A 20,252-nucleotide genomic window follows, 5' to 3' on the forward strand; every position below is an offset into this window, starting at 1 on the left:
AGTTTACAAAGATTACTTCTTTACAAACTCTCTTCTTTTAAAGATCGTAATTTGATTTTGAACTTCGTCTTGTCAAATTGGACGGGAATTATAATACCTTTTTCTTCTCTTGTCAAGAGTACTTTCCTAAAATGTAGCTTAAATTTTGGAATTTATAAAAACTGTTCATTTATTAATCTTTGATTTACTTTTTTTTAATACTATAACTGTACAAAATTTAGAAAGGAAAAGAAAATGTATAATAGAGATTATTTATCAAATCAATCATCTCAATATTCACAAGAATCTTCTCAAGTACAATTAATGAGCTTTTTAAAAGCTACTTACCAACTATTTGCAGGTTCATTATTAGCTGCAACTGCTGGTGCATATGTTGGATTAGGAATAGTAAGTTTACTTATGGGACCAATGAAATGGGTTTTATTTGCAATTGAACTTGCTTTAATATTCTTTGTAATACCAAGAGTAAAACATACTCCAGGTGTTAATTTAGCAGTATTATTTGTATTTACATTTATTACTGGATTAACTATTGCTCCATTATTGGCTGCGATTTTTGCAATGCCTAGCGGTGCTTCTATTGTTGGACAAGCTTTTTTAATGACATCAATTGCATTTGGTGGAATTTCAATGTTTGCAATGACAACTAAAAAAGATTACTCTTTTATGGGTAAATTTTTATTCATTGCTTTAATTATAGTAATTGTTGCAGGTATTTCTAATATCTTCATTCAATCATCTATGATGCAATTAGCAATTGCTAGTGTTAGTGCATTACTATTCTCTGCATTTATTTTATTTGATACACAAAATATTATAAAAGGTGGATATGATTCACCAGTAGAAGCTGCACTATCTTTATATTTAGATTTCTTTAATCTATTTATATCATTATTACAAATTCTTGGGATTATGAATAGTGGAGATAGAGAATAAGACTTATTAGTCTTATTCTTTTTACTGTAAATTATGGATAATAATTCTTCTTTAAGACTTATTGATGCGAATTTAAATAGATTACGAGAAGGCATTCGAGTAGTAGAAGATATATTTAGATATGTATATAATAATAAAGAAGTCGCTACAAAACTTAAAAATATTAGACATTTAGCTCGTACTCAAAACTACTATGAACTTCTTGAAACTAGAGATGTAAAAAATGATGTGTTAAGAGAGTCTATTAAAAGTGAACAAAATAGAGATAATCTAAATTCAATTCTAATAGCAAACTTCAAAAGAGCACAAGAAAGTGCTAGAGTTTTAGAAGAGTTTACGAAATTAACTTCTATAAAAGATAGTGAAAATTTCAAATATATACGATATGAACTCTATAACTTAGAGATTGTTTTAATAAAAATCACTTCAAATTCTAAATAATTTAAATCATACTCTTTATATAATTTTTTCGAATCACTATATGAAAGAGATTTTTCTCCACTAACTCCAGATTTTTTAATATAATCAAATAAGTCTTTTTTATTATCAAATTCTAATTTGTATAAAATAGTTTCAAATTCACACTCAAAATATTTAGAAAAAGAGTTTTTTATACTATCTTCATCTAAAATTGGTGATTTCGTATTTGTGATTTTTTGTATAGTTTTAAAAGTATTTGAGGTAAATAAAACAGTATTTATCTCTTTTGTAATTTTAGATAATGACTCAATAATTTTAGATAAATCGCTTGACCATTGTAACGCAGAAGATGATAAAACCATATCATAACTATCATTTTTTATCTCATTAAAAAATTCTTCACTATCAAAATTTAGACATTTTACTTCTATATTTTTTGCTTTTGGATGAAGTTCACACATTGAAGATGAAGCATCTATTGCTTTATAAAACTCAATTTCCCAAAAGATATTAGAAAAAACTTGTCCAGAACCACAACCTAATTCTAAAATTCTTTTTGGTTTAGATTTTAACTCTCGAACAAGTGATTTTGCTACAATTTGTTGAATAATATTGTGAGTTTTATACTCATTAGCATATTTTGAAAATTGATTTTTAACTTGCAATTTTTCTCTTTGTAATTTTGATTTTAACAAGATTTTAACAAGTTTTTGATAAAATTAATGCTATTTTTAAAAAAGGATATTAGATTATGACATCTACACTTTTAATAGTTCAATTTGTTTTAGCTGTACTTATAACTATTACTGTTTTACTTCAAAAAAGCTCAAGTATAGGACTTGGAGCATATAGCGGAAGTAACGAATCAGTTTTTGGAGCAAAAGGTCCAGCAAACTTTTTAACAAAAGCAACAATGGCATTAGGATTAGCTTTTGTGATAAATACTTTAGTTTTAGGATACTTTTATAATGAACAAAGAAATAAAAGTGCTATCGATTCAGTAAAAACAGAATCTTTAATCCCAGCAACTCCAGTAACACAAACTCCAACTGCACCAGTTGCACCAACAAGCCAAATTCCAACATCTTCTGAAAAATAATAAAGAGATAAAAATCTCTTTTTATTTAAGAAGAAAATTTTATTAATTAAAGGAGCATAAATGCTACAAGAAGTATATGCACAAACTAAAGAGCATATGGAAAAATCTATAGAATCTTTAAAAAAAGATTACAAATCTTTAAGAACAGGTAAAGTTAATACAAATATTTTAGATGGTATAAAAGTTGATTATTATGGAACAATGACTGATTTAAGCCAAGTTGGTTCTGTTTTAGCAACTGATGCAACAACTATCACAATCAATCCTTGGGAAAAAAACCTTTTAGGAACAATTGAAAAAGCTATCCAAAATGCAAATATTGGAGTAAATCCAAATAATGATGGTCAAATTATAAAACTATTTTTCCCTCCAATGACAGTTGATCAAAGACAAGAAACAGCAAAACATGCAAAAACTATGACAGATAATGCAAAAGTTGCTATTAGAAATATTAGACAAAACTCAAATAATAAAGTGAAAACTCTTTTAAAAGATAAAGCTATTACTGAAGATGAAAGTAAAAAAGCTCAAGATGAAATTCAAAAAATCACTGATTCTTATGTTTTAAAAGCTGATGAGACTTTAAAAGCAAAAGAAAAAGAAATTTTAACGGTTTGATTATGAAAATAGAACAAATATATAAAGATGCTTCTGCACTACTAGAAGGACATTTTAAATTAAGTAGTGGAAATCACTCAAGATTTTATTTACAATCAGCAAAAGTATTAGAAGATCCAAAAACTGCAAAATATTTAGCTGAAGAGTTAGCAAAAGAGATTAAAAAATCTAATTTAGAAATAGATGCTGTTTGTTCACCTGCTCTTGGTGGATTAATAGCTGGTTTTGCTCTTGCAACTGCACTTGATGTAAGATTTATTTTTGCAGAACGAGCTGATGGTGAAATGACTATTAGAAGAGGATTTGAAGTAAAAAAAGGTGAGAAATATCTTGTTTGTGAAGATATAATCACAACAGGTGGAAGTGCTTTAGAAGCTGCAAGAGAAATCGAAAAAGCTGGTGGAATTGTAGTAGCTTACGCTGCTTTAGCAAATAGAGGTTTTTGTTCAAGAGTTGGAAGTTCAATTGAACGAAAAGATAACTGCAAATTACCTTTAGATAAACCACTTTTTGCACTAGAAGATTTTGCTTTTGAGATGTATAGCCCAGAAGATTGTCCTATGTGTAAAGAAGGAAGTATTGCTATAAAACCAGGTAGTAGAGGAAACTAATGGCAAAATGGAGAGATGTAAAGCACAAAAAAAATAGTTCTTTAGAAAATACTACAACTGAAGATAGCTTAATTATTTGTGCATCAATCCCTTCAAGAATTAAAGCTTTCATTGTCGATATGTTTATGATTATGATGCCACTTGCATATTTGACTACTTATATATTTATGGATGGAAAAGATGATTTCCAAGGTAGTCAAGAAGCAAGATGGACTCTTTCTTTAACATATGGACTTATTATTATAATCTTTTGGATAGCAAAAGGACAAACTCCTGGCTTAAAAGCTTATAGTTTAAAACTTTTAAATGAAAAAACAAAAGAAAAAATATCTCTACCAAAAGCTATTTTAAGATATATAGCTTTTTTATTTAGTTCTATGACTATTATTTTAGCCTTTCTTCCATTTTTAAGAAAAGATAAAAAAACTTTTCAAGATTTAGTATCTGGTACAATTGTGATTGATATAGATAAAAAATAATGCTATTTTTTAACCTATCTGCTTTTTATTTCTTTTATTTTGCTGCTGTTGGAATATATGTAATATTTTTACCAAAAGTTCTAAATGATATTGGATATAGTGCTTTTGATATTGGTATTATTTTAGCTGTTGCGCCTTTAATGAAATTTGCTATGCCTTTTTTATTTTTAAAACATATCAGTTTAAATAAAAAAATGTTTAAAAAAGCACTGTTTTTAACAGTTATTGCGGTTACACTTTTTTATATCACAATAGAACATTTTTATATTTTTATGTTAAATAATGCTTTTTTAGCAGCTTGTTTATCTTTGATTTTACCTTATCTTGAAGTTACTGCTGTAACAATATTGGGGAAAGACAAATATGGAAAAGCAAGACTTTTTGGCTCAATCGGTTTTACTATAATTGCTTTAGTTTTAGCAAAAGTTTTAACAACTCCTTTTATTGCTCTTCATTACTATTTAGGAGTTGTTGTTCTAACAGTAATTTTTTCATTATTACTTTTAAAAAATGATTTTGAAGAAAAAATAAATCCAATTAGCAATGAAGTTTTTTCATTTATGAAACACTTTGCTTTTTGGGCAAGTATATTTTTTATGCAAGTAAGTTTTGGTTCATTCTACAACTTTTTTACAATCTATGAATTAGAACATGGTTTATCTTTAGAAACTATTTCATATCTTTGGGCATTTGGTGTTATTTGTGAAATTTTAATGCTTTATTATCAAGCACCAATTTTAAAAAATAATCTTTTAAATATCATAAAATTTTGTGTTGGTGTGACAGCTTTTAGATGGATACTTTTATATTTATATCCGAACTCTTTAGAAATTGTATTTTTTACTCAAGCTATTCATGCTTTTTCATTTGCTTTATTTCATAGTGCAGTTGTTATTTACCTATATTCACTTTATGATAATAAAAAATTAGCTCAACAATTTATGTTTGGTGTTGGTTATGGATTGGGTGGATTTGTAGGAGCATTGAGTGCTGGTGCTACTTATGGAAAATATCTATTTTTATATAGTGCAATTTTTGCACTATTTTCTTTTATTTCTATAAGTTTTGTAAAAAAAGCTTAAAGCCACTTTTTCTTTTTAAAAATGATATATTGAGAAAATATCACTAAAAGTAAAATTATAGTAAATATATAAAATGCTTTATCATTTGAAGCACCTGGTATTCCACCAACATTTATTCCTAAAAGTCCAGTTAAAAAAGTAAGTGGCAAAAAAATTGCAGATATGATAGATAACATATACATTTTTTTATTCATCTCTTCACTTAAACTATTTGCTAGTTCTTCTTGAATTAAAATAACTTTATCTCGAATAGTATCAAGTTCTTCTATATGTCTTATCAACTGGTCATTAGTCTCTCTAATCTCAACTTTCCTATACTCATCAATCCAAGAAATTTTTTCATTACTTAATTTGATTAAAGCCTCTTTTTGTGGAGCCAAATATCTTTTTAAAACAATTGTTTCTCTTCTTACATTTAAAATCTCTGTTCTAAACTCTTGATTTTTCATATCAATTATATTTTCTTCTAAATAATCGGTTCTATCTTGAAGTTGGTCAATAACATCATCCATTCTATCAATCATACGATAAGTCAACTCTACTAAAAATTCAGAAGTACTTTTTACTCCTGTACCTTTTCTTAACTCTTCAATAATTTCAGTAACAGACAATAAAGTTCTTCTACTTGTACTAATAATCATATTTGAAGAGATAAATAATCGAATAGATATCATATTTTCAGGTCTTGAGTGGGGATCTAAATTTACACCTCTTAAAGCAAGAAGTAAAGAATCTCCTAAAAGTGTAGTTCTTGGTCTTGTTTCATCTGCTAAAAGAGCATCAGCTACTATAGAATTATTACATTGATTTCTTATCCAATCTTTTGCTTCTTGTGTAGAATAATCAAAATGAACCCATAAAATTTTATCAGTTGTATCTACACTATTTAATTCTTCGTATTTTAACTCTAAAGCAGAGCCTTTTTTATCAAGTAAAAATCCTAAAAATGGAATTCTCTTCACACATTTTCCTTTATTTTATAGAATATATAATTTCTGTTTTTAATTTTTGTTTTTTTATTTCTGCAATTGAAAGATTATCAATTTCCATACTCATTAATTCATCTATATTTTGAATATTATTTTGAGCTAATAACCTTAAAATAATTCCTCTATAAGCTTTTGCCCAGTGACTTACAACTTTACCATCTTTTATGAATTTCATTGTTGTATATGGCTTTTTGATTTGATAAAATTTTTCATAAAATCCTGCTCGTAAATCAATAATATCTTCATCTTCTAAAAACTCATCAAGTTTTGAAGAGAAACTATCACAGTAAAACTTTTCTATTTTTAAATTGTCAAAAGTTTCGCCTTGTTTTAGTTTATAGTCAGGAATTTCATCACTTGCTTTTAAAACTCCAAAAAGATTCGAAAAAATCAAAACATTTTCGTCTATATATTTTTGTTCATTTTTATATAAAGCTTTATATTCCAAATAGTCATAAGCAACACCTTCATATCTTAAAATTGCTTTCATAATTGGACTTTGGAAAATGTCTTTTTTATATGAATTTATTATTTCATCTTTTTTTGTTCCAAAAAGTTTTTCAAGTTCTGCTTTTGAAGCAGTTTTTATAAAATTGTTATATTTATTTAAAATTTCTTCTCTAAAACTGTAAAGTTCAGGAAAAACAAAAGAAGAATTATCAAAAGATTTATTCAAGCCTCCAGAGTTTTTTGTTTCACTTGGAGAAAATAGGATTTTCATTTATGACCTTAAAAAATTTTATTTAAGTTTAACATAAATGAAGTAAAAAACTAAAGCAAGAAATTTGCCTTAGTTTTAGATGTTATTTCAATAAACTTGAAGTTTTTTCATTGAGTTTATTATTCAACTCTTCAGATTTATCTTTTGTCTCTTTTTTAGTTTTCTCTTTTATACTATCCATATTGTTTTCTTTTACATTTGAAACAATATTATCACCGAAGCCTTTGATGTTTTTCAAATCATCTGCACTTTTAATAGTATTTGTTTTTCTATATTCTATAATTTGTTCAGCTTTTTTCTCACCTATTCCTTTGATATTCATAAGTTCTTCTTTAGAGGCTGTTTGTAAATTAATAGCACCAAAAACCAATGTTCCGCATAATGCAAATAATGCAACAATCTTTTTCATACTTACTCCTTAAAATAGTGTAAAAAAATTATATCATATATTTATGATTTTTAATATCATTATTATATTTATTGAGCTTGAAAAGTTAATGTTGCTACATAAAAAATTTCATTAACCTTATCTTCTAGCTCTTTTGATGCAGCTTCAGAATAGTCCGTTTTTAATATCCAATATCCAGAATGACTTAACTTAATTTTTGCAAGTCCATCTTTATTTGTAGTTGTTACAAAAGCATAATCTCCATTATTTGAAAATCCTGCATAACTACCATAAACTTTTGAAGAAGCCAAAGGCTCATTTTTAAATAGTATCTTTACTGTTAAGTATTGACCATTTCCAACAAGTTTGTTTGGATTCTCCATAGGAATTATTTCTAAAGCATCTCCTAAAACTTTTGAGTAATTTTCATCTTTTGTTTCTCCAACATCTAAAATTGCTTTTGCAAATTTATTATATTGTTTACTTGAGATTATATTTTTTACATCTTGTTTTGTTCCAGCTTTCCAACTTTTATTTCCTTTTTCATCAAAGTAATATGTCCAAAAAGCAGGATTTGTTTTACCTGAAACTATGTAAGTTCCCTCTTTTTTTAATATTTCTTTATAACCTAAAAGTTTTTTTTCGATAACTTTTTCTTTATTATCTGGTTGAACTATTTTAAATTTAACATCACCATCAAAGACTTCATCTACAGGATATAAATGTCCATGTCCCATATATAAATTTGTTATTGCTCCCAATTTATTCCAAGGAAGAGTATAACTCGTAGAATGTATCCAAAAATCATGAGCTACACTTTGTACTGATACTATTATACTAAATAGAACTATTAAACCAAATTTTTTAATCATATTTATCCTTTTTTTAATTTATACTATTTCTATCAAAATGAGAAATAAATATATTTTTATATATTTTAGAATACCATTGAATCACTTGTTTACTAATAAAATTATTTTTAGATTTAATTAATTATTAATCATCTATTTAAAAGCTGTTAACCAAAAATCTATACAATTCCATATGAATATATCATTGTTTTTTATAATTTTTATTATTGTATTTGCTTTCCAAACTTTGATAATCAAAAAGCGTCTTATAAATAAGCTTAATTTTAAACATAAGACGAAAAAGTATTTTAGCTTTGTATTATATTTAACATTTTTTGGTGCTTTAATGTATCCACTTGCTAGATACTTCCCTATAGTGCCTAACTGGCTCTATTTTCTCCTATCTTTACCAATTGGGATGATTTTTCTAACATTTATTATTACTTTATTTCATGAAATCATCTCTTTTGGTATAAAAAAAACAAAATATACTAAAAATCGACGAGAATTTTTTAAAAAAGGTTTAGATATCGGTGTTATATCAGCCGTAATTGCAACAAATGCAAAAGCCATTGATAATGCACGACATATTGAACTTGAAATAGTTGATGTAAAAATAAATAATCTAAAAAAACCTTATAAAATAATACAAATAAGTGATATTCATATTGGTGGATTAATTACAAAAAATTTTATAAAATCAATGGTTGATAAAATAAATCTTCTAAATGCAGATATTGTTGTAATAACCGGTGATTTAGTTGATACTAAACTAGAGTTTGCGCGTCCAGCACTTGATGAATTAAAAAATTTACAATCAAAATATGGAACATATTTTATAGTTGGAAATCACGAATATTTTCATGGAGTAAAACCAATCATTGATTATGTAAACTCTTTAGGAATTAAAACTTTAGAAAATCAAAATGTTTATATTGGAGAAAAAGATGAAGGTTTCTATTTAGCTGGAGTTTATGATAGATTTGGTTTTAGATATGGTTCATACATTCCTGATATAAATAAAGCTTTGGAAAACTGTGAAAATAATCCGACAATTTTATTAGCACATCAACCAAAATATATAAATGAAATAAAAGATACAAAAAATATTGATTTAATACTTTGTGGACACACTCATGGTGGACAAATCTTTCCATTTAATTTTTTAGTAAAACTTGAACAACCTTATGTAAAAGGACTTCACCAACATAATGATACAACTCAAGTTTATGTAAATAAAGGAACTGGATTTTGGGGACCACCTATGAGGTTAGGGGCTTCAAGTGAGATAACAGTTCTGAGGTTGTCATAAAATAAAAATAGAGTAATCAAAATTATTGATTACCTACTTGATTATTAGTTAATGCATTCCACAAGGACTCATTCCAGTTTTGAAAAATCTTGCAGTTACAGTATCCATACTTAAAATATGACTTATCAACCAATCTACTAAATCTTTTTCTATATAATTTTTTAGTTCTTTTATATCTCTTTTTGTTTCAAAATTTTTCCAAACTATATTTATTTGATACAAATTTGAATCATGTTCACCTTTATGAAATGGATATGCGAAAAAACCTTTTTTTTGCATTTCATCTTCTTCTGTTTTAAAATGATTTATAGTGTGATCTTGCCACTTTTTATATTGTGATTTTAAAATTCCAAAACTTTCATTTGAACTATCTTTTTCATAAGTCACAATATTTTCATAAAGTTCATTTATCAAATCTACATCTTCAAAATGTGTTTCGTTCATAAAATCCATATCAACTAATGGTAATGTTTCTTTATCTATAAGCATTTTTATCTCCTTAAATTTGTTGTGATTTTAATTAAATTTGGTAAAAATAGAATTGATTATAATCAACTAAATTCTAGAAATAATGTTTCTTCTTATTATTAAATTTATACTAATTAGAAATTTATCTTATTTTTTAGCATAATAAGGTATATTCTTTATACAGATTTTTAAAAAATATCCTACTCAATGCTAATATAATATTTTATCAAATCAAAAGGATTAGATATGTCTTTAAAAGTTGTAATTTCCCACAAAACTCACTATAAATATGATAGAAAAATCTCTTTATCTCCCCATATAATAAGATTACGTCCAGCACCTCATAGTAGAACTCCTATCGAGGCTTATTCTCTAAAAATAAAACCAGATAATCATTTTCTAAATTGGCAACAAGACCCATTTGGAAACTATATGGCTAGACTAGTTTTTCCTGAAAAAACAGATGAATTTTGTGTTGATGTTGAAATCATTGCAGATATGATTACAATAAACCCTTTTGATTTTTTCGTTGAAGATAGTGCAAAGAACTATCCATTTGAATACAAAAAAGAGTTAGAAGAAGAGTTAAAACCATATTTAAAGATTGATGAAAAAACAAAAATATTAAAAGATTTTGTTGATACAATTGATAGAGAAGAGAAATCAATAATTGATTTTTTAGTTGAAGTAAATCAAAGAATCAACTCACATCTAAACTATACAGTAAGACTAGAACCAGGTGTTCAAACTTGTAAAACAACTTTAGAAAAGAAACTTGGAAGTTGTAGAGATTTTGCTTGGCTTTTTGTTCAAGTATTAAGACACCTAGGTCTTGCTGCAAGATTTGTATCTGGATATTTAGTTCAATTAACAGCAGATGTTAAATCACTTGATGGACCAAGTGGTCCTGAAGCTGATTTTACAGATTTACATGCTTGGACAGAAGTTTATGTTCCAGGTGCAGGATGGATTGGACTTGATAGTACAAGTGGTCTTTTTGCAGGGGAAGGTCATATTCCTCTTGCTTGTACTCCTCACTATAACTCTGCTCATGCAATTGAAGGATTTAGTGATAAATGTGAAACAGAGTTTGATTACGAAAATAAAGTAACAAGAATTTTTGAATCACCGAGGGTTACAAAACCTTATAAAGAAGAGCAATGGGATGCTATTTATAAACTTGGTTTTAAAGTTGATGAAGATTTAGTAAAAAATGATGTAAGACTTACTATGGGAGGAGAACCTACTTTTGTATCTATTGATGATATGGAATCTGCTCAATGGAATAGTGAAGCAGATGGTCCTCACAAAAGAGAATTAGCAAATAATCTTTCAAGAAAAATCATGGCTTCATCAACAAATGGAGGATTATTACATCACGCCCAAGGGAAATGGTATCCAGGAGAGCCACTTCCAAGATGGCAAACTACAATTTATTGGCGAAAAGATGGAAAACCTGTTTGGAAAAATCCAGACCTTTTAGCAAATATGAATACTAACTATTCTTATACAACTGCGGATGCAAAAACATTTATCTCAACTTTAGCTCTTATTTTAGGAGTTAGTGATGAAAATGTAGTTCCTGCTTTTGAAGACCCGATTTACTATATTATGAAAGAGGCTGAACTTCCTATTGATATAGATCCTTTAAAATATGATTTAAAAGATCCTTTAGAGAGAAAAACAATTGCCCAAAAATTAACTTATGGATTAAACAATGAAGTAGGATATGTTCTTCCTCTTAATTTTGGATTTACTAAATGGATTACAGCAAAATGGGAATTTAGACGAGGAAATCTATTTTTAAGTGCAGGTAACTCTCCTATTGGATTTAGACTTCCTTTAGAATCTTTAATAGTAAAACCTCAAGTTGAATTAGACCAAGATTTCCAACCAGATTTATTTGCTTCATATCCAGCACTTGGGGATTATATCAATGGTGTTGAAAAAAGAGCAAAAAATTTAAATAATAAAACAACTCCTAATAATAAATATTCGGCTTTTGTAAGAACAGCTTTAGGTATTGAAGTAAGAGATTCTAAACTTTGTATTTTTCTTCCTCCTATTGAAAAAACAGAAGTATTTTTGGATTTAATCGCCTCTATTGAAGAGACTGCAAGTAGGTTAAATATGGCTGTAATCATTGAAGGATATGAACCTCCTTATGATTTAAGAACAGATAGAATCAAAGTAACTCCAGATCCAGGGGTTATTGAAGTAAATATCCAACCAGCCTCTTCTTGGAAAGAGTTAAGTGATAACTTACTAAAACTTTATGAAGATGCAAGAGTTTGTCGTCTTGGAACTGAAAAATTTATGGTTGATGGAAGACACACAGGAACTGGTGGAGGAAATCACGTAACTATTGGAGCTATGAATCCAAGTGATTCGCCACTTTTAAGAAATCCTCAACTACTAAGAAGTTTAATCACATTCTGGCAACACCATCCAGGACTTTCATATTTATTTAGTGGAGCATTCATTGGACCAACAAGCCAAGCTCCAAGAGTTGATGAAGGAAGAGTTGAAAATCTTTATGAACTTGAAATTGCTTTTTCACAAATTCCTGAAAATGGAGATGTTCCTTATTGGTTAACAGATAGATTATTTAGACATATGCTAACAGATATAACTGGAAATACTCATAGAAGCGAATTTTGTATAGATAAACTTTATTCACCAGATAGTTCAAGTGGAAGATTAGGGATTTTAGAGCTTCGTGCTTTTGATATGCCACCTCATTCTCAAATGGCACTTTTACAAATGTTATTAGTTCGTGCTTTAGTTTCTTGTTTTTGGAAAAGACCATATAAACATAATCTTATTCGTTGGGGAACAAGATTACATGATAAATTTTTACTTGAACATTATGTAAGAGAAGATTTAAAAAGTGTAGTTGAATATTTAAATGATGAGGGTTATGAGTTTAAACTTGATTGGTTTGACCCATTCTTTGAATTTAGATTCCCACTATATGGAATGACCATGATAAATGGTATGCATGTTGAAATTAGAGCTGCAATTGAACCATGGAATGTTTTGGGAGAAGAGTCAGGAAGTCAAGGAACTTCAAGATATGTTGATTCATCACTTGAAAGATTACAAATCAAAATTCAAGATTTCAATGAAGAAAGATATGTGATTACTTGTAATGGTGTTCAGGTACCTTTATCTAAAACAGAAATTGAAGGAGAATTTGTTAGTGGAGTTAGATATAAAGCTTGGCAACCTTGGTCAGCACTTCATCCAACAATTAAAGTTGATACTCCTTTGACTTTTGATATAATAGACAAATGGAATATGAGATCTATTGGTGGTTTTAACTATTTTGTTTCACATCCAGGTGGAAGAAGTTATGATACATTCCCTGTAAATTCTTATGAAGCAGAATCAAGAAGAATAAATAGATATTGGGATTTTAATCATTCACAAGGAGAAGTAACACCAATGGAAACTCAACTTTTTGGAGAAGCTAACTCTTCTTCTTTTGCATTTGAAGCAACAAGAAGTATAAAAAATAAAACTGGAAATAAAAAACTATATTTCCATGAAATGCCAAAAAATAAAGAGTATCCTCATACATTAGATTTAAGACAAAGGTGGATAAAAAATTAGATGTCAATTTTTGATAGTTGTAGATTAGAATCATCATTTGATGAAATGTTTGATAATGAGTGTAATATTAGACCTCATTGGAAACAAATAATAGAAGGTTTAGAAAAAACTGGTATCAAACAATTAGAACAAAAACAACTAGAAATTGATTGGCGTCTTGAAGATAATGGTGTTACTTATAATATTTATAATGATCCAGAGGGAAGTAATAGAAGATGGAACCTTGACCCAATTCCATTAGTAATAACAAATGAAGAGTGGGAAGAAGTTTCAAAAGGCTTAATACAAAGAGCAAAACTTCTAAATCTTATTTTCAAAGATTTATATACAGAACAAAGACTATTAAAAGAAGGAATTATACCTGCTGAAATAGTTTTTGGACATAAAAGTTTTTTACCTGAAGCTTTTAATTTTAAAAATGAAGATTCTTATTCATTAAGATTTTATGCAAGTGATATTAGCCGAGGACCAGATGGTAAATTTTGGGTTATAAATGATAGAACACAATCACCTTCAGGCTTAGGATATGCAATAGAAAATCGTCTTACTATGAACTCAATTTCAAATGATTTATATCCAAACGTTGAAATTAAAAAAATGGCAAGTTTTATTGAAGGTTATAAAACTATGCTAAAATCTTTATCTCCTTCGAATCAAGAAAATCCACTAATTGCATTCTTAACTCCAGGTCCTCTAAATGAAACATATTTTGAACACTCATATTTGAGTTCTTATTTAGATTTAACTTTAGTTCAAGGTGATGATTTACTTGTAAAAAATAATCACCTTTGGCTAAAAAGTTTAAAAGGATTAAGACGCGTTGATACTTTAATAAGAAGAGTTGACGCACAATATTGTGATCCATTAGAACTAAAAAACAATTCACATCTTGGAGTTGCTGGTTTAGTAAATGTAATTAGAGAAGATAACTTATCTATGATAAATCCAATTGGAGTAGGAATTTTAGAAAATATTGGATTAAATCCATTTATGAAAAATATTTCAAGATTTTTATTGGACGAAGAGTTAATTTTACCACAAATTGCAACTTGGTGGTGTGGACAAAAAAAAGAGTTAGATTTTGTATTAGAGAATTTAAAAACTCTGATTGTAAAAAAAATAGATAGAACTGATAATATTGAAGTATATTTTGGAAATAAACTAACAGAAAAACAACTATTAGAATTAACTCAAAAGATACAAAAAGCACCTCATTATTATGTAGGGCAAGAGATAATTGATTTTTCTACAACACCTTCTTATTCAAAAGGTAAAGTTGAACCAAGAAATACTGTAATTAGAGCTTTTTCATATTTACATAAAAATAAATATAATGTTCTTCAAGGAGGATTAGTTAGAGTTTCTCCTTCTAAAGATAGCCTTGTTGTTTCGAATCAAAAAGGTGGAACAAGTAAAGACTTATGGATTTTGGGAAAAGATGAAAGTTATACTGGAAACTCTATTTTTAAAAATAGAGCATTTATTGATTCTCAACTTGAAAATATTTCAACAAAAAGAGCAGAAAATCTTTTTTGGCTTGGAAGATATCTAAGTAGAACTATCACAACCGCAAGAATGATTAGGTTTAATTTAAAAACAATGTTTAATATAAATAGATATGATGACAATACAAATTCAAAACAAACTTCAAAAATATTAAATGTTGCATTAACTCATCTTACAATGACTTATCCAGGATTTTTAGATGAAAAGATGAAACATCCTTTAAATGAAATACTTTCGCTAATTAAAGATAAAAATCGTGTAGGGAGTTTATCTTTTTCTCTTAGTTTATTATCAAACATAAATGCTAGCGTTAAAAATCTTTTAACAATGGATGCTTGGAGAATTTATGAAAAAATGCAAAGAGAGTGGAATGGATATAATAAAAGAGAAGTTTCATCATATAAAGACCACATAAGTGAACTTGATAAATTACTAATTTATCTTATGGCATATAAAGAATTAATCAATGAAAGTATTTTTAAAGAACAAGGTTTGATTTTATTTGATATTGGTTGTAAAATAGAAATTTCTCAATTACTTATCTCAAAACTTCGTTCACTTCTTACTTTAAAGTTAGACAAACTTTTAGAGTATGATGTACTTGATTCCATGCTTAACTCTTATGAAAGTTATAACTCTTATAGAACTTATTACAAATCATCTTTAGATTTAAAAAATGTTTTAGATTTTTTACTATTTAATACAAAATATCCAAAATCATTGATTTATATAACAAAAGAACTATTGGAAAATTTAAAAGAGTTACCAAAAACTATAAATAATTCTCAATTAAGTAACTTTGAAGAGCCTGTATTTAAAGTTTTTTCTATGATAACTTTAACAAATACAGATAAACTTTTAGAAACAAAAAAAGATGAATTTATTTATAAAGAGTTAGAAAGTTTCCTTTCAACTATTTCAGATTTATTAAGCCAAACATCTGAAGAACTAACAAAAACATATTTTTCACACTACAACGAGTAATTAATGATTTATGAAATTTACCACGAAACAAAATTTGATTATGCTGCACTTGTAACTTTTAGTCATAATATTGCCAGACTAAAACCAAAAAATTCAGATGCTCAGAAATTATTAGAATATTCTTTAAAAATTGAGCCAACTCCTTATGAATCAAATGAATTTATAGATTATTTTGAAAATACAAATAATTTTATGCTTGTAAGAGAATCTCATACTTCATTAAAAGTAATTGCAAAATCAAAAGTAGAAAGAGTCGAAGAAAATATAAACAAACATTTAGAAAAACTACAAAATGTTTCTATCACTTTTGGTGAAGCTAAAGAGAGACTCAATAAATATTATAAAGATGATGTTTTAGCTAAACTTTTTTTATTTGAAACAGAATCAATTCCAGTTGCATCAAATGAAATAATCAATTATGCTTTAGAATCATTTTGGGAAGATAGAAACCTTTATGAAGCAACAAAAGAATTTATGCAAAGAATATTTAATGATTTTGATTTTGTATCTGGATTTACTGACCTTACAACTCCAATAGAAGAAGTTTTTAAAGAGAAAAAAGGAGTTTGTCAAGATTTTGCACAATTTGCAATTTCAGCACTTAGAAGTATTGGTATTCCAACACGTTATGTTAGTGGTTATATACAAACTATTCCTGCACCTGGAAAAGAAAAACTGTTTGGAGCAGATGCATCACATGCTTGGTTTTCTATTTATATCCCAACATTTGGTTGGGCAGATTTTGACCCAACAAATAATAAAATACCAAATGAAGAATACATTATTTTAGGTTATGGAAGAGACTATTTAGACATATCTCCACTAAAAGGAGTTGTCCAAAGTAGTGGAGAAAGTAGTTTAAAAGTTAAAGTAAATGTTAAATTACTTTAACTTTAGCATAAATTATATTCCTGCCCCATCTTCAAAGGTTCTTAAAGTTCTTGGACGAATTCCTACAATATCACCTTTTTGAATATTTTTCTCTTTAAATTCTGAATGTGATATTTCAACCAATAGTGTTTTTGAATCATCGTTTAAATGACTTAAATCTATTTTCACAAAAGAACCTGCAAGTTGGATATATTTTACTTTTGCTTGTAAAATTGCTTCTTTATCATTTACAGAAATTATTTCTAACTCATGTGGTCTAATCAAATATTTATTATCTGAGCTATCTTCAAGATTTAACCTTCCATCATCAACTCGTCCATGAAATAGATTTACATTTCCTAAAAAGTTTATTACAAACTCATTTTTGGGATTGTGAAATACCTCTTCAGGAGTTCCAACTTGCTCTATTTTTCCTTTGCTAATTACTACTATTCTATTTGCAACTTCAAGTGCTTCTTCTTGGTCATGTGTAACTAAAATAGTTGTAATTCCAAGTTCTTCTTGAAGCTCTTTTAACCATCTTCTTAAATCTGTTCGTACTTTTGCATCAAGTGCTCCAAAAGGTTCATCTAAAAGTAAAACTTTTGGCTCAACAGCAAGTGCACGTGCTAATGCAACTCTTTGTCGTTGCCCTCCAGATAATTGCCAAGGGAAACGAGAAGCAAAACCATCAAGTTGAATAAGTTTTAAAAGTTTATTTACTTTTTCTTCAATCTCTTTATTTGAAAGTCTTTGTTTTTTAGGTTTTACTCTAAGCCCAAAAGCGATGTTTTCAAAAACAGTCATATGACGAAACAAGGCATAATGTTGAAAAACAAAACCAATATCTCGTTCACCAATATCTTTTTTTGCAACATTTATACCATTAAATAAAATCTCTCCACTATCTTTATCATCAACTGTTTCAAGTCCAGCAATCATTCTTAAAAGAGTTGTTTTTCCACTTCCTGATGGTCCTAAAAGTGCTAATAATTCACCATCAACAATATCTAAATTTATATTTTCAAGTGCTACAAAATTTCCAAAGTTTTTTGTTAAATTTTTTACTTCAATCTTCATATTTTTTCCTATAAATTATTCTTCATTCTCTAATTTTTTTGCTCTTTTTTGTACTTTCCACTCTAAAATATATTTTAAAACAAGAGTTAATAAAGCCAAAATTGCTAAAAGTGTTGAAACTGCAAAAGCTGCAACAAAATTATATTCGTTATATAAAATCTCAACTTGCAAAGGCATCGTATTTGTCACACCTTGAATATGTCCTGAAACAACTGAAACTGCTCCAAATTCTCCCATTGCTCTTGCATTACATAAAATTACTCCATATAAAAGTCCCCATTTTATATTTGGTAAAGTAACTTTTAAAAATGTTTGAAAACCACTTGCTCCTAAAAGTAAAGCAGCTTGTTCTTCATCATTTCCCATCTCTTGCATCAAAGGAATTAACTCTCTTGCAACAAATGGAAAAGTTACAAATATAGTCGCTAATACAATTCCAGGAACTGCAAAAATAATCTGTACATCATTTTCAATCAACCAAGAACCAAACCAACCTTGTGCTCCAAATAATAGAACATAAACAAATCCTGAAATTACAGGACTTACAGCAAAAGGTAAATCAATCAAAGTTATTAAAAAACTTTTCCCAAAAAAAGAGTATTTTGCTATCGCCCAAGAAGCTGCAAGCCCAAAAACTAAATTTAGAGGAACAGCAATAATTGCAGTTATAAATGTAAGTTTAATTGCACTTAAAACATACTCATCTTCAAAACTTAAAAAATATGCTTCAACTCCTTTTCTAAAAGCTTCTGCAAATATTGTAATCAAAGGAACTACTAACATAACAGCTAAAAAAGTTATTGCTGTTGTTATTAGTAGATATTTAACTACTTTTGATTCACCTTGTGAACTTTTTGAATTATTAAAAGTTTTCATATAGCCTCCATTCCTCTTCTTCTTGAACTCCATCTTTGAAGAATATTTATTAAAAGTAACATTACAAAAGAGATTAATAACATTACAACTGCAATCGCTGTTGCTCCTGCATAATCATATTGCTCAAGTTTTGTAATAATCAAAAGTGTACTAATCTCTGTTTTCATTGGCATATTTCCAGCTATAAAAACAACCGAACCATATTCACCTAAAGCTCTTGCAAAAGATAAAGCAAATCCAGTTAATAATGCTGGAAAAATAGTAGGAAGTATCACTTTATAAAATGTTTGCCATCTACTTGCTTCTTCTTGTTCAACTTCTAACTCTTCAAATGCTGGTTGAATTGTTCTTACAACAAAAGGAAGACCAATAAAAATCAAAGCTATTGTTATTCCAATAGGAGTAAAAACAACTTTTATTCCAAGTGGTTGTAAAATTTGTCCAAACCAACCTTGTGATGAATAAAGTGTTGTAAGAGCAATCCCTGAAACAGCTGTTGGTAAAGCAAAAGGTAAATCAACAATCGCATCAAAAACTCTTTTTCCAAAAAAGTTATATCTAACTAAACACCAAGCAACAATAAGTCCAAAAAAAGTATTTATAAGTGCTGCTATTATAGATGTAAAAAAAGTTAGTTTATAACTTGCGATTACTCTATCATTTGTTGTTGCATCTAAAAAAGCTTGCCATCCCATACTAAAAGCTTCTGTAAATAGAGCTATAAGTGGAATAATTACAATAATACTTAAATAAAAAACTGTATATCCCAAAGTCAAACCAAATCCAGGAATTGTGGATTTTGGTCTTTTTAATATGCCAAAATTTAATCTCATTAAATAATCCCTTAAATATATAATCCACTCAATAGGTGAAATATAAAATTTTCATAAAAAAATAGATGATTAAAATAATCATCTATAAAATAGGTGAAATTATATCTCTTTAAATTTAAATTGTCAAGAAGATATATTCTGTAAGTAAGTTTTGAAGATTTTCCTCAAAGAGAGATGAAGAAGAGTCTTACTCTTCTTCGTAATTATATAATCCTGAACTTAAATATCTTTCACCTGTATCACATAAAATTGTTACTATTGTTTTACCTTTATTCTCTGGTCTTTTTGCCACTTGACTTGCTACATATGCGTTAGCCCCTGCGCTAATACCTACAAGCAACCCTTCATTTTGTGCTAATTGTCTTGAAGTCTCTATTGCTGCATCATTTGACACTTGTATTATCTCATCATATATTTTTGTATTTAATACATCTGGTACAAATCCTGCTCCAATCCCTTGGATTTTATGTGGTCCAGGATTCCCTCCACTTAACACTGGACTTGCTTCTGGTTC

At 27.9% G+C, this 20,252-nt stretch carries 21 protein-coding genes; 11 read left to right on the forward strand and 10 right to left on the reverse strand.

The window, feature by feature from the left end:
• Nucleotides 1–234: 234 nt before the first annotated feature.
• The gene (locus tag B0175_RS08675) at nt 235–936 is read left to right on the forward strand and encodes a Bax inhibitor-1/YccA family protein (protein WP_004509965.1); all 702 of its coding nucleotides are present in this window, start codon (nt 235–237) and stop codon (nt 934–936) included.
• A gap of 33 nt (nt 937–969) precedes the next feature.
• Nucleotides 970–1,377 carry a thiamine-phosphate pyrophosphorylase gene (locus B0175_RS08680; protein ID WP_108528203.1) on the forward strand — a complete coding sequence of 136 codons (408 nt, stop codon included), beginning with the start codon at nt 970–972 and terminating at the stop codon, nt 1,375–1,377.
• On the opposite strand, the gene B0175_RS08685 is transcribed toward B0175_RS08680, so the two are convergent.
• On the reverse strand, nt 1,329–2,021 hold the full coding sequence (locus B0175_RS08685; protein ID WP_108528204.1) for a methyltransferase domain-containing protein: 693 nt from the start codon (nt 2,019–2,021) through the stop codon (nt 1,329–1,331). The two genes, B0175_RS08680 and B0175_RS08685, sit on opposite strands and share 49 nt — an antisense overlap.
• Before the next feature lie 86 nt (nt 2,022–2,107).
• Between B0175_RS08685 and secG the strand changes: the two genes are divergently transcribed.
• From secG to B0175_RS08710, 5 genes are read left to right on the forward strand one after another with little or no spacing between them, the layout of a single operon-like run.
• Complete coding sequence (secG, locus tag B0175_RS08690; RefSeq protein WP_004509968.1) at nt 2,108–2,455, forward strand: preprotein translocase subunit SecG; 348 nt, start codon at nt 2,108–2,110, stop codon at nt 2,453–2,455.
• A gap of 60 nt (nt 2,456–2,515) precedes the next feature.
• Nucleotides 2,516–3,073 (forward strand): ribosome recycling factor, encoded by a 558-nt coding sequence (gene frr, locus B0175_RS08695; protein ID WP_108528205.1) that lies wholly within the window; start codon nt 2,516–2,518, stop codon nt 3,071–3,073.
• Between the two features lie 2 nt (nt 3,074–3,075).
• A complete protein-coding gene (pyrE, locus tag B0175_RS08700; protein ID WP_047021891.1) occupies nt 3,076–3,684 on the forward strand; it encodes an orotate phosphoribosyltransferase in 609 nt (202 codons plus the stop codon).
• Complete coding sequence (locus B0175_RS08705; protein WP_012148107.1) at nt 3,684–4,163, forward strand: RDD family protein; 480 nt, start codon at nt 3,684–3,686, stop codon at nt 4,161–4,163. Before pyrE ends, B0175_RS08705 begins: the two co-directional genes overlap by 1 nt.
• Complete coding sequence (locus tag B0175_RS08710; RefSeq protein ID WP_108528206.1) at nt 4,163–5,245, forward strand: MFS transporter; 1,083 nt, start codon at nt 4,163–4,165, stop codon at nt 5,243–5,245. The genes B0175_RS08705 and B0175_RS08710 overlap by 1 nt, the downstream gene beginning before the upstream one ends.
• Here the strand turns inward: B0175_RS08710 and B0175_RS08715 are convergent.
• The 4 genes from B0175_RS08715 to B0175_RS08730 all read right to left on the reverse strand — a co-directional run bounded on the left by B0175_RS08715 (nt 5,242) and on the right by B0175_RS08730 (nt 8,215).
• Nucleotides 5,242–6,207 (reverse strand): zinc transporter ZntB, encoded by a 966-nt coding sequence (locus B0175_RS08715; RefSeq protein WP_108528207.1) that lies wholly within the window; start codon nt 6,205–6,207, stop codon nt 5,242–5,244. The two genes, B0175_RS08710 and B0175_RS08715, sit on opposite strands and share 4 nt — an antisense overlap.
• A 10-nt stretch (nt 6,208–6,217) precedes the next feature.
• A complete protein-coding gene (locus B0175_RS08720) occupies nt 6,218–6,955 on the reverse strand; it encodes a YaaA family protein (protein WP_108528208.1) in 738 nt (245 codons plus the stop codon).
• A gap of 82 nt (nt 6,956–7,037) precedes the next feature.
• Nucleotides 7,038–7,364 (reverse strand): ComEA family DNA-binding protein, encoded by a 327-nt coding sequence (locus B0175_RS08725; RefSeq protein ID WP_108528209.1) that lies wholly within the window; start codon nt 7,362–7,364, stop codon nt 7,038–7,040.
• 68 nt (nt 7,365–7,432) lie between these two features.
• On the reverse strand, nt 7,433–8,215 hold the full coding sequence (locus B0175_RS08730; protein WP_108528210.1) for a DUF4198 domain-containing protein: 783 nt from the start codon (nt 8,213–8,215) through the stop codon (nt 7,433–7,435).
• A 397-nt stretch (nt 8,216–8,612) separates the two neighbouring features.
• On the opposite strand from B0175_RS08730, the gene B0175_RS08735 reads away from it, so the two are divergent.
• Nucleotides 8,613–9,506, forward strand: a complete 894-nt coding sequence (locus B0175_RS08735; RefSeq protein WP_228156092.1) for a metallophosphoesterase — start codon at nt 8,613–8,615, stop codon at nt 9,504–9,506.
• Between the two features lie 48 nt (nt 9,507–9,554).
• Here B0175_RS08735 and B0175_RS08740 read toward each other — a convergent pair whose 3' ends face one another.
• On the reverse strand, nt 9,555–9,995 hold the full coding sequence (locus tag B0175_RS08740) for a hemerythrin family protein (protein ID WP_108528212.1): 441 nt from the start codon (nt 9,993–9,995) through the stop codon (nt 9,555–9,557).
• Between the two features lie 225 nt (nt 9,996–10,220).
• Between B0175_RS08740 and B0175_RS08745 the strand changes: the two genes are divergently transcribed.
• From B0175_RS08745 to B0175_RS08755, 3 genes are read left to right on the forward strand one after another with little or no spacing between them, the layout of a single operon-like run.
• Nucleotides 10,221–13,589 carry a transglutaminase family protein gene (locus tag B0175_RS08745; protein WP_108528213.1) on the forward strand — a complete coding sequence of 1,123 codons (3,369 nt, stop codon included), beginning with the start codon at nt 10,221–10,223 and terminating at the stop codon, nt 13,587–13,589.
• A complete protein-coding gene (locus tag B0175_RS08750; RefSeq protein ID WP_108528214.1) occupies nt 13,590–16,079 on the forward strand; it encodes a circularly permuted type 2 ATP-grasp protein in 2,490 nt (829 codons plus the stop codon).
• Nucleotides 16,080–16,082: 3 nt separating this feature from the next.
• Nucleotides 16,083–16,970 (forward strand): transglutaminase family protein, encoded by an 888-nt coding sequence (locus B0175_RS08755; protein WP_108528215.1) that lies wholly within the window; start codon nt 16,083–16,085, stop codon nt 16,968–16,970.
• Between the two features lie 12 nt (nt 16,971–16,982).
• On the opposite strand, the gene B0175_RS08760 is transcribed toward B0175_RS08755, so the two are convergent.
• The 4 genes from B0175_RS08760 to B0175_RS08775 all read right to left on the reverse strand — a co-directional run.
• Nucleotides 16,983–18,029: a sulfate/molybdate ABC transporter ATP-binding protein gene (locus tag B0175_RS08760; RefSeq protein ID WP_108528216.1), complete on the reverse strand. Its 1,047-nt coding sequence runs from the start codon at nt 18,027–18,029 to the stop codon at nt 16,983–16,985.
• 15 nt (nt 18,030–18,044) lie between these two features.
• On the reverse strand, nt 18,045–18,905 hold the full coding sequence (gene cysW, locus B0175_RS08765; protein WP_014475519.1) for a sulfate ABC transporter permease subunit CysW: 861 nt from the start codon (nt 18,903–18,905) through the stop codon (nt 18,045–18,047).
• A complete protein-coding gene (cysT, locus tag B0175_RS08770; RefSeq protein WP_108528217.1) occupies nt 18,902–19,738 on the reverse strand; it encodes a sulfate ABC transporter permease subunit CysT in 837 nt (278 codons plus the stop codon). The genes cysW and cysT overlap by 4 nt, the downstream gene beginning before the upstream one ends.
• 187 nt (nt 19,739–19,925) lie before the next feature.
• On the reverse strand, nt 19,926–20,252 hold a 327-nt coding region (locus B0175_RS08775), incomplete at its 5' end, for a pyridoxal-phosphate dependent enzyme (RefSeq protein ID WP_146175190.1).

It is taken from the genome of Arcobacter lacus (genome assembly GCF_003063295.1).
GTDB classification, from domain to species: domain Bacteria; phylum Campylobacterota; class Campylobacteria; order Campylobacterales; family Arcobacteraceae; genus Aliarcobacter; species Aliarcobacter lacus.

What these genes read in the sequence shown, in the direction of transcription:
- B0175_RS08675 (WP_004509965.1), top strand. Translation starts at nt 235, where the DNA reads ATGTATAATAGAGATTATTTATCAAATCAATCATCTCAATATTCACAA.
- B0175_RS08680 (WP_108528203.1), top strand. Translation starts at nt 970, where the DNA reads ATGGATAATAATTCTTCTTTAAGACTTATTGATGCGAATTTAAATAGA.
- secG (WP_004509968.1), top strand. Translation starts at nt 2,108, where the DNA reads ATGACATCTACACTTTTAATAGTTCAATTTGTTTTAGCTGTACTTATA.
- frr (WP_108528205.1), top strand. Translation starts at nt 2,516, where the DNA reads ATGCTACAAGAAGTATATGCACAAACTAAAGAGCATATGGAAAAATCT.
- pyrE (WP_047021891.1), top strand. Translation starts at nt 3,076, where the DNA reads ATGAAAATAGAACAAATATATAAAGATGCTTCTGCACTACTAGAAGGA.
- B0175_RS08705 (WP_012148107.1), top strand. Translation starts at nt 3,684, where the DNA reads ATGGCAAAATGGAGAGATGTAAAGCACAAAAAAAATAGTTCTTTAGAA.
- B0175_RS08710 (WP_108528206.1), top strand. Translation starts at nt 4,163, where the DNA reads ATGCTATTTTTTAACCTATCTGCTTTTTATTTCTTTTATTTTGCTGCT.
- B0175_RS08720 (WP_108528208.1), bottom strand. Translation starts at nt 6,955, where the DNA reads ATGAAAATCCTATTTTCTCCAAGTGAAACAAAAAACTCTGGAGGCTTG.
- B0175_RS08725 (WP_108528209.1), bottom strand. Translation starts at nt 7,364, where the DNA reads ATGAAAAAGATTGTTGCATTATTTGCATTATGCGGAACATTGGTTTTT.
- B0175_RS08730 (WP_108528210.1), bottom strand. Translation starts at nt 8,215, where the DNA reads ATGATTAAAAAATTTGGTTTAATAGTTCTATTTAGTATAATAGTATCA.
- B0175_RS08735 (WP_228156092.1), top strand. Translation starts at nt 8,613, where the DNA reads ATGATTTTTCTAACATTTATTATTACTTTATTTCATGAAATCATCTCT.
- B0175_RS08740 (WP_108528212.1), bottom strand. Translation starts at nt 9,995, where the DNA reads ATGCTTATAGATAAAGAAACATTACCATTAGTTGATATGGATTTTATG.
- B0175_RS08745 (WP_108528213.1), top strand. Translation starts at nt 10,221, where the DNA reads ATGTCTTTAAAAGTTGTAATTTCCCACAAAACTCACTATAAATATGAT.
- B0175_RS08750 (WP_108528214.1), top strand. Translation starts at nt 13,590, where the DNA reads ATGTCAATTTTTGATAGTTGTAGATTAGAATCATCATTTGATGAAATG.
- B0175_RS08755 (WP_108528215.1), top strand. Translation starts at nt 16,083, where the DNA reads ATGATTTATGAAATTTACCACGAAACAAAATTTGATTATGCTGCACTT.
- B0175_RS08760 (WP_108528216.1), bottom strand. Translation starts at nt 18,029, where the DNA reads ATGAAGATTGAAGTAAAAAATTTAACAAAAAACTTTGGAAATTTTGTA.
- cysW (WP_014475519.1), bottom strand. Translation starts at nt 18,905, where the DNA reads ATGAAAACTTTTAATAATTCAAAAAGTTCACAAGGTGAATCAAAAGTA.
- cysT (WP_108528217.1), bottom strand. Translation starts at nt 19,738, where the DNA reads ATGAGATTAAATTTTGGCATATTAAAAAGACCAAAATCCACAATTCCT.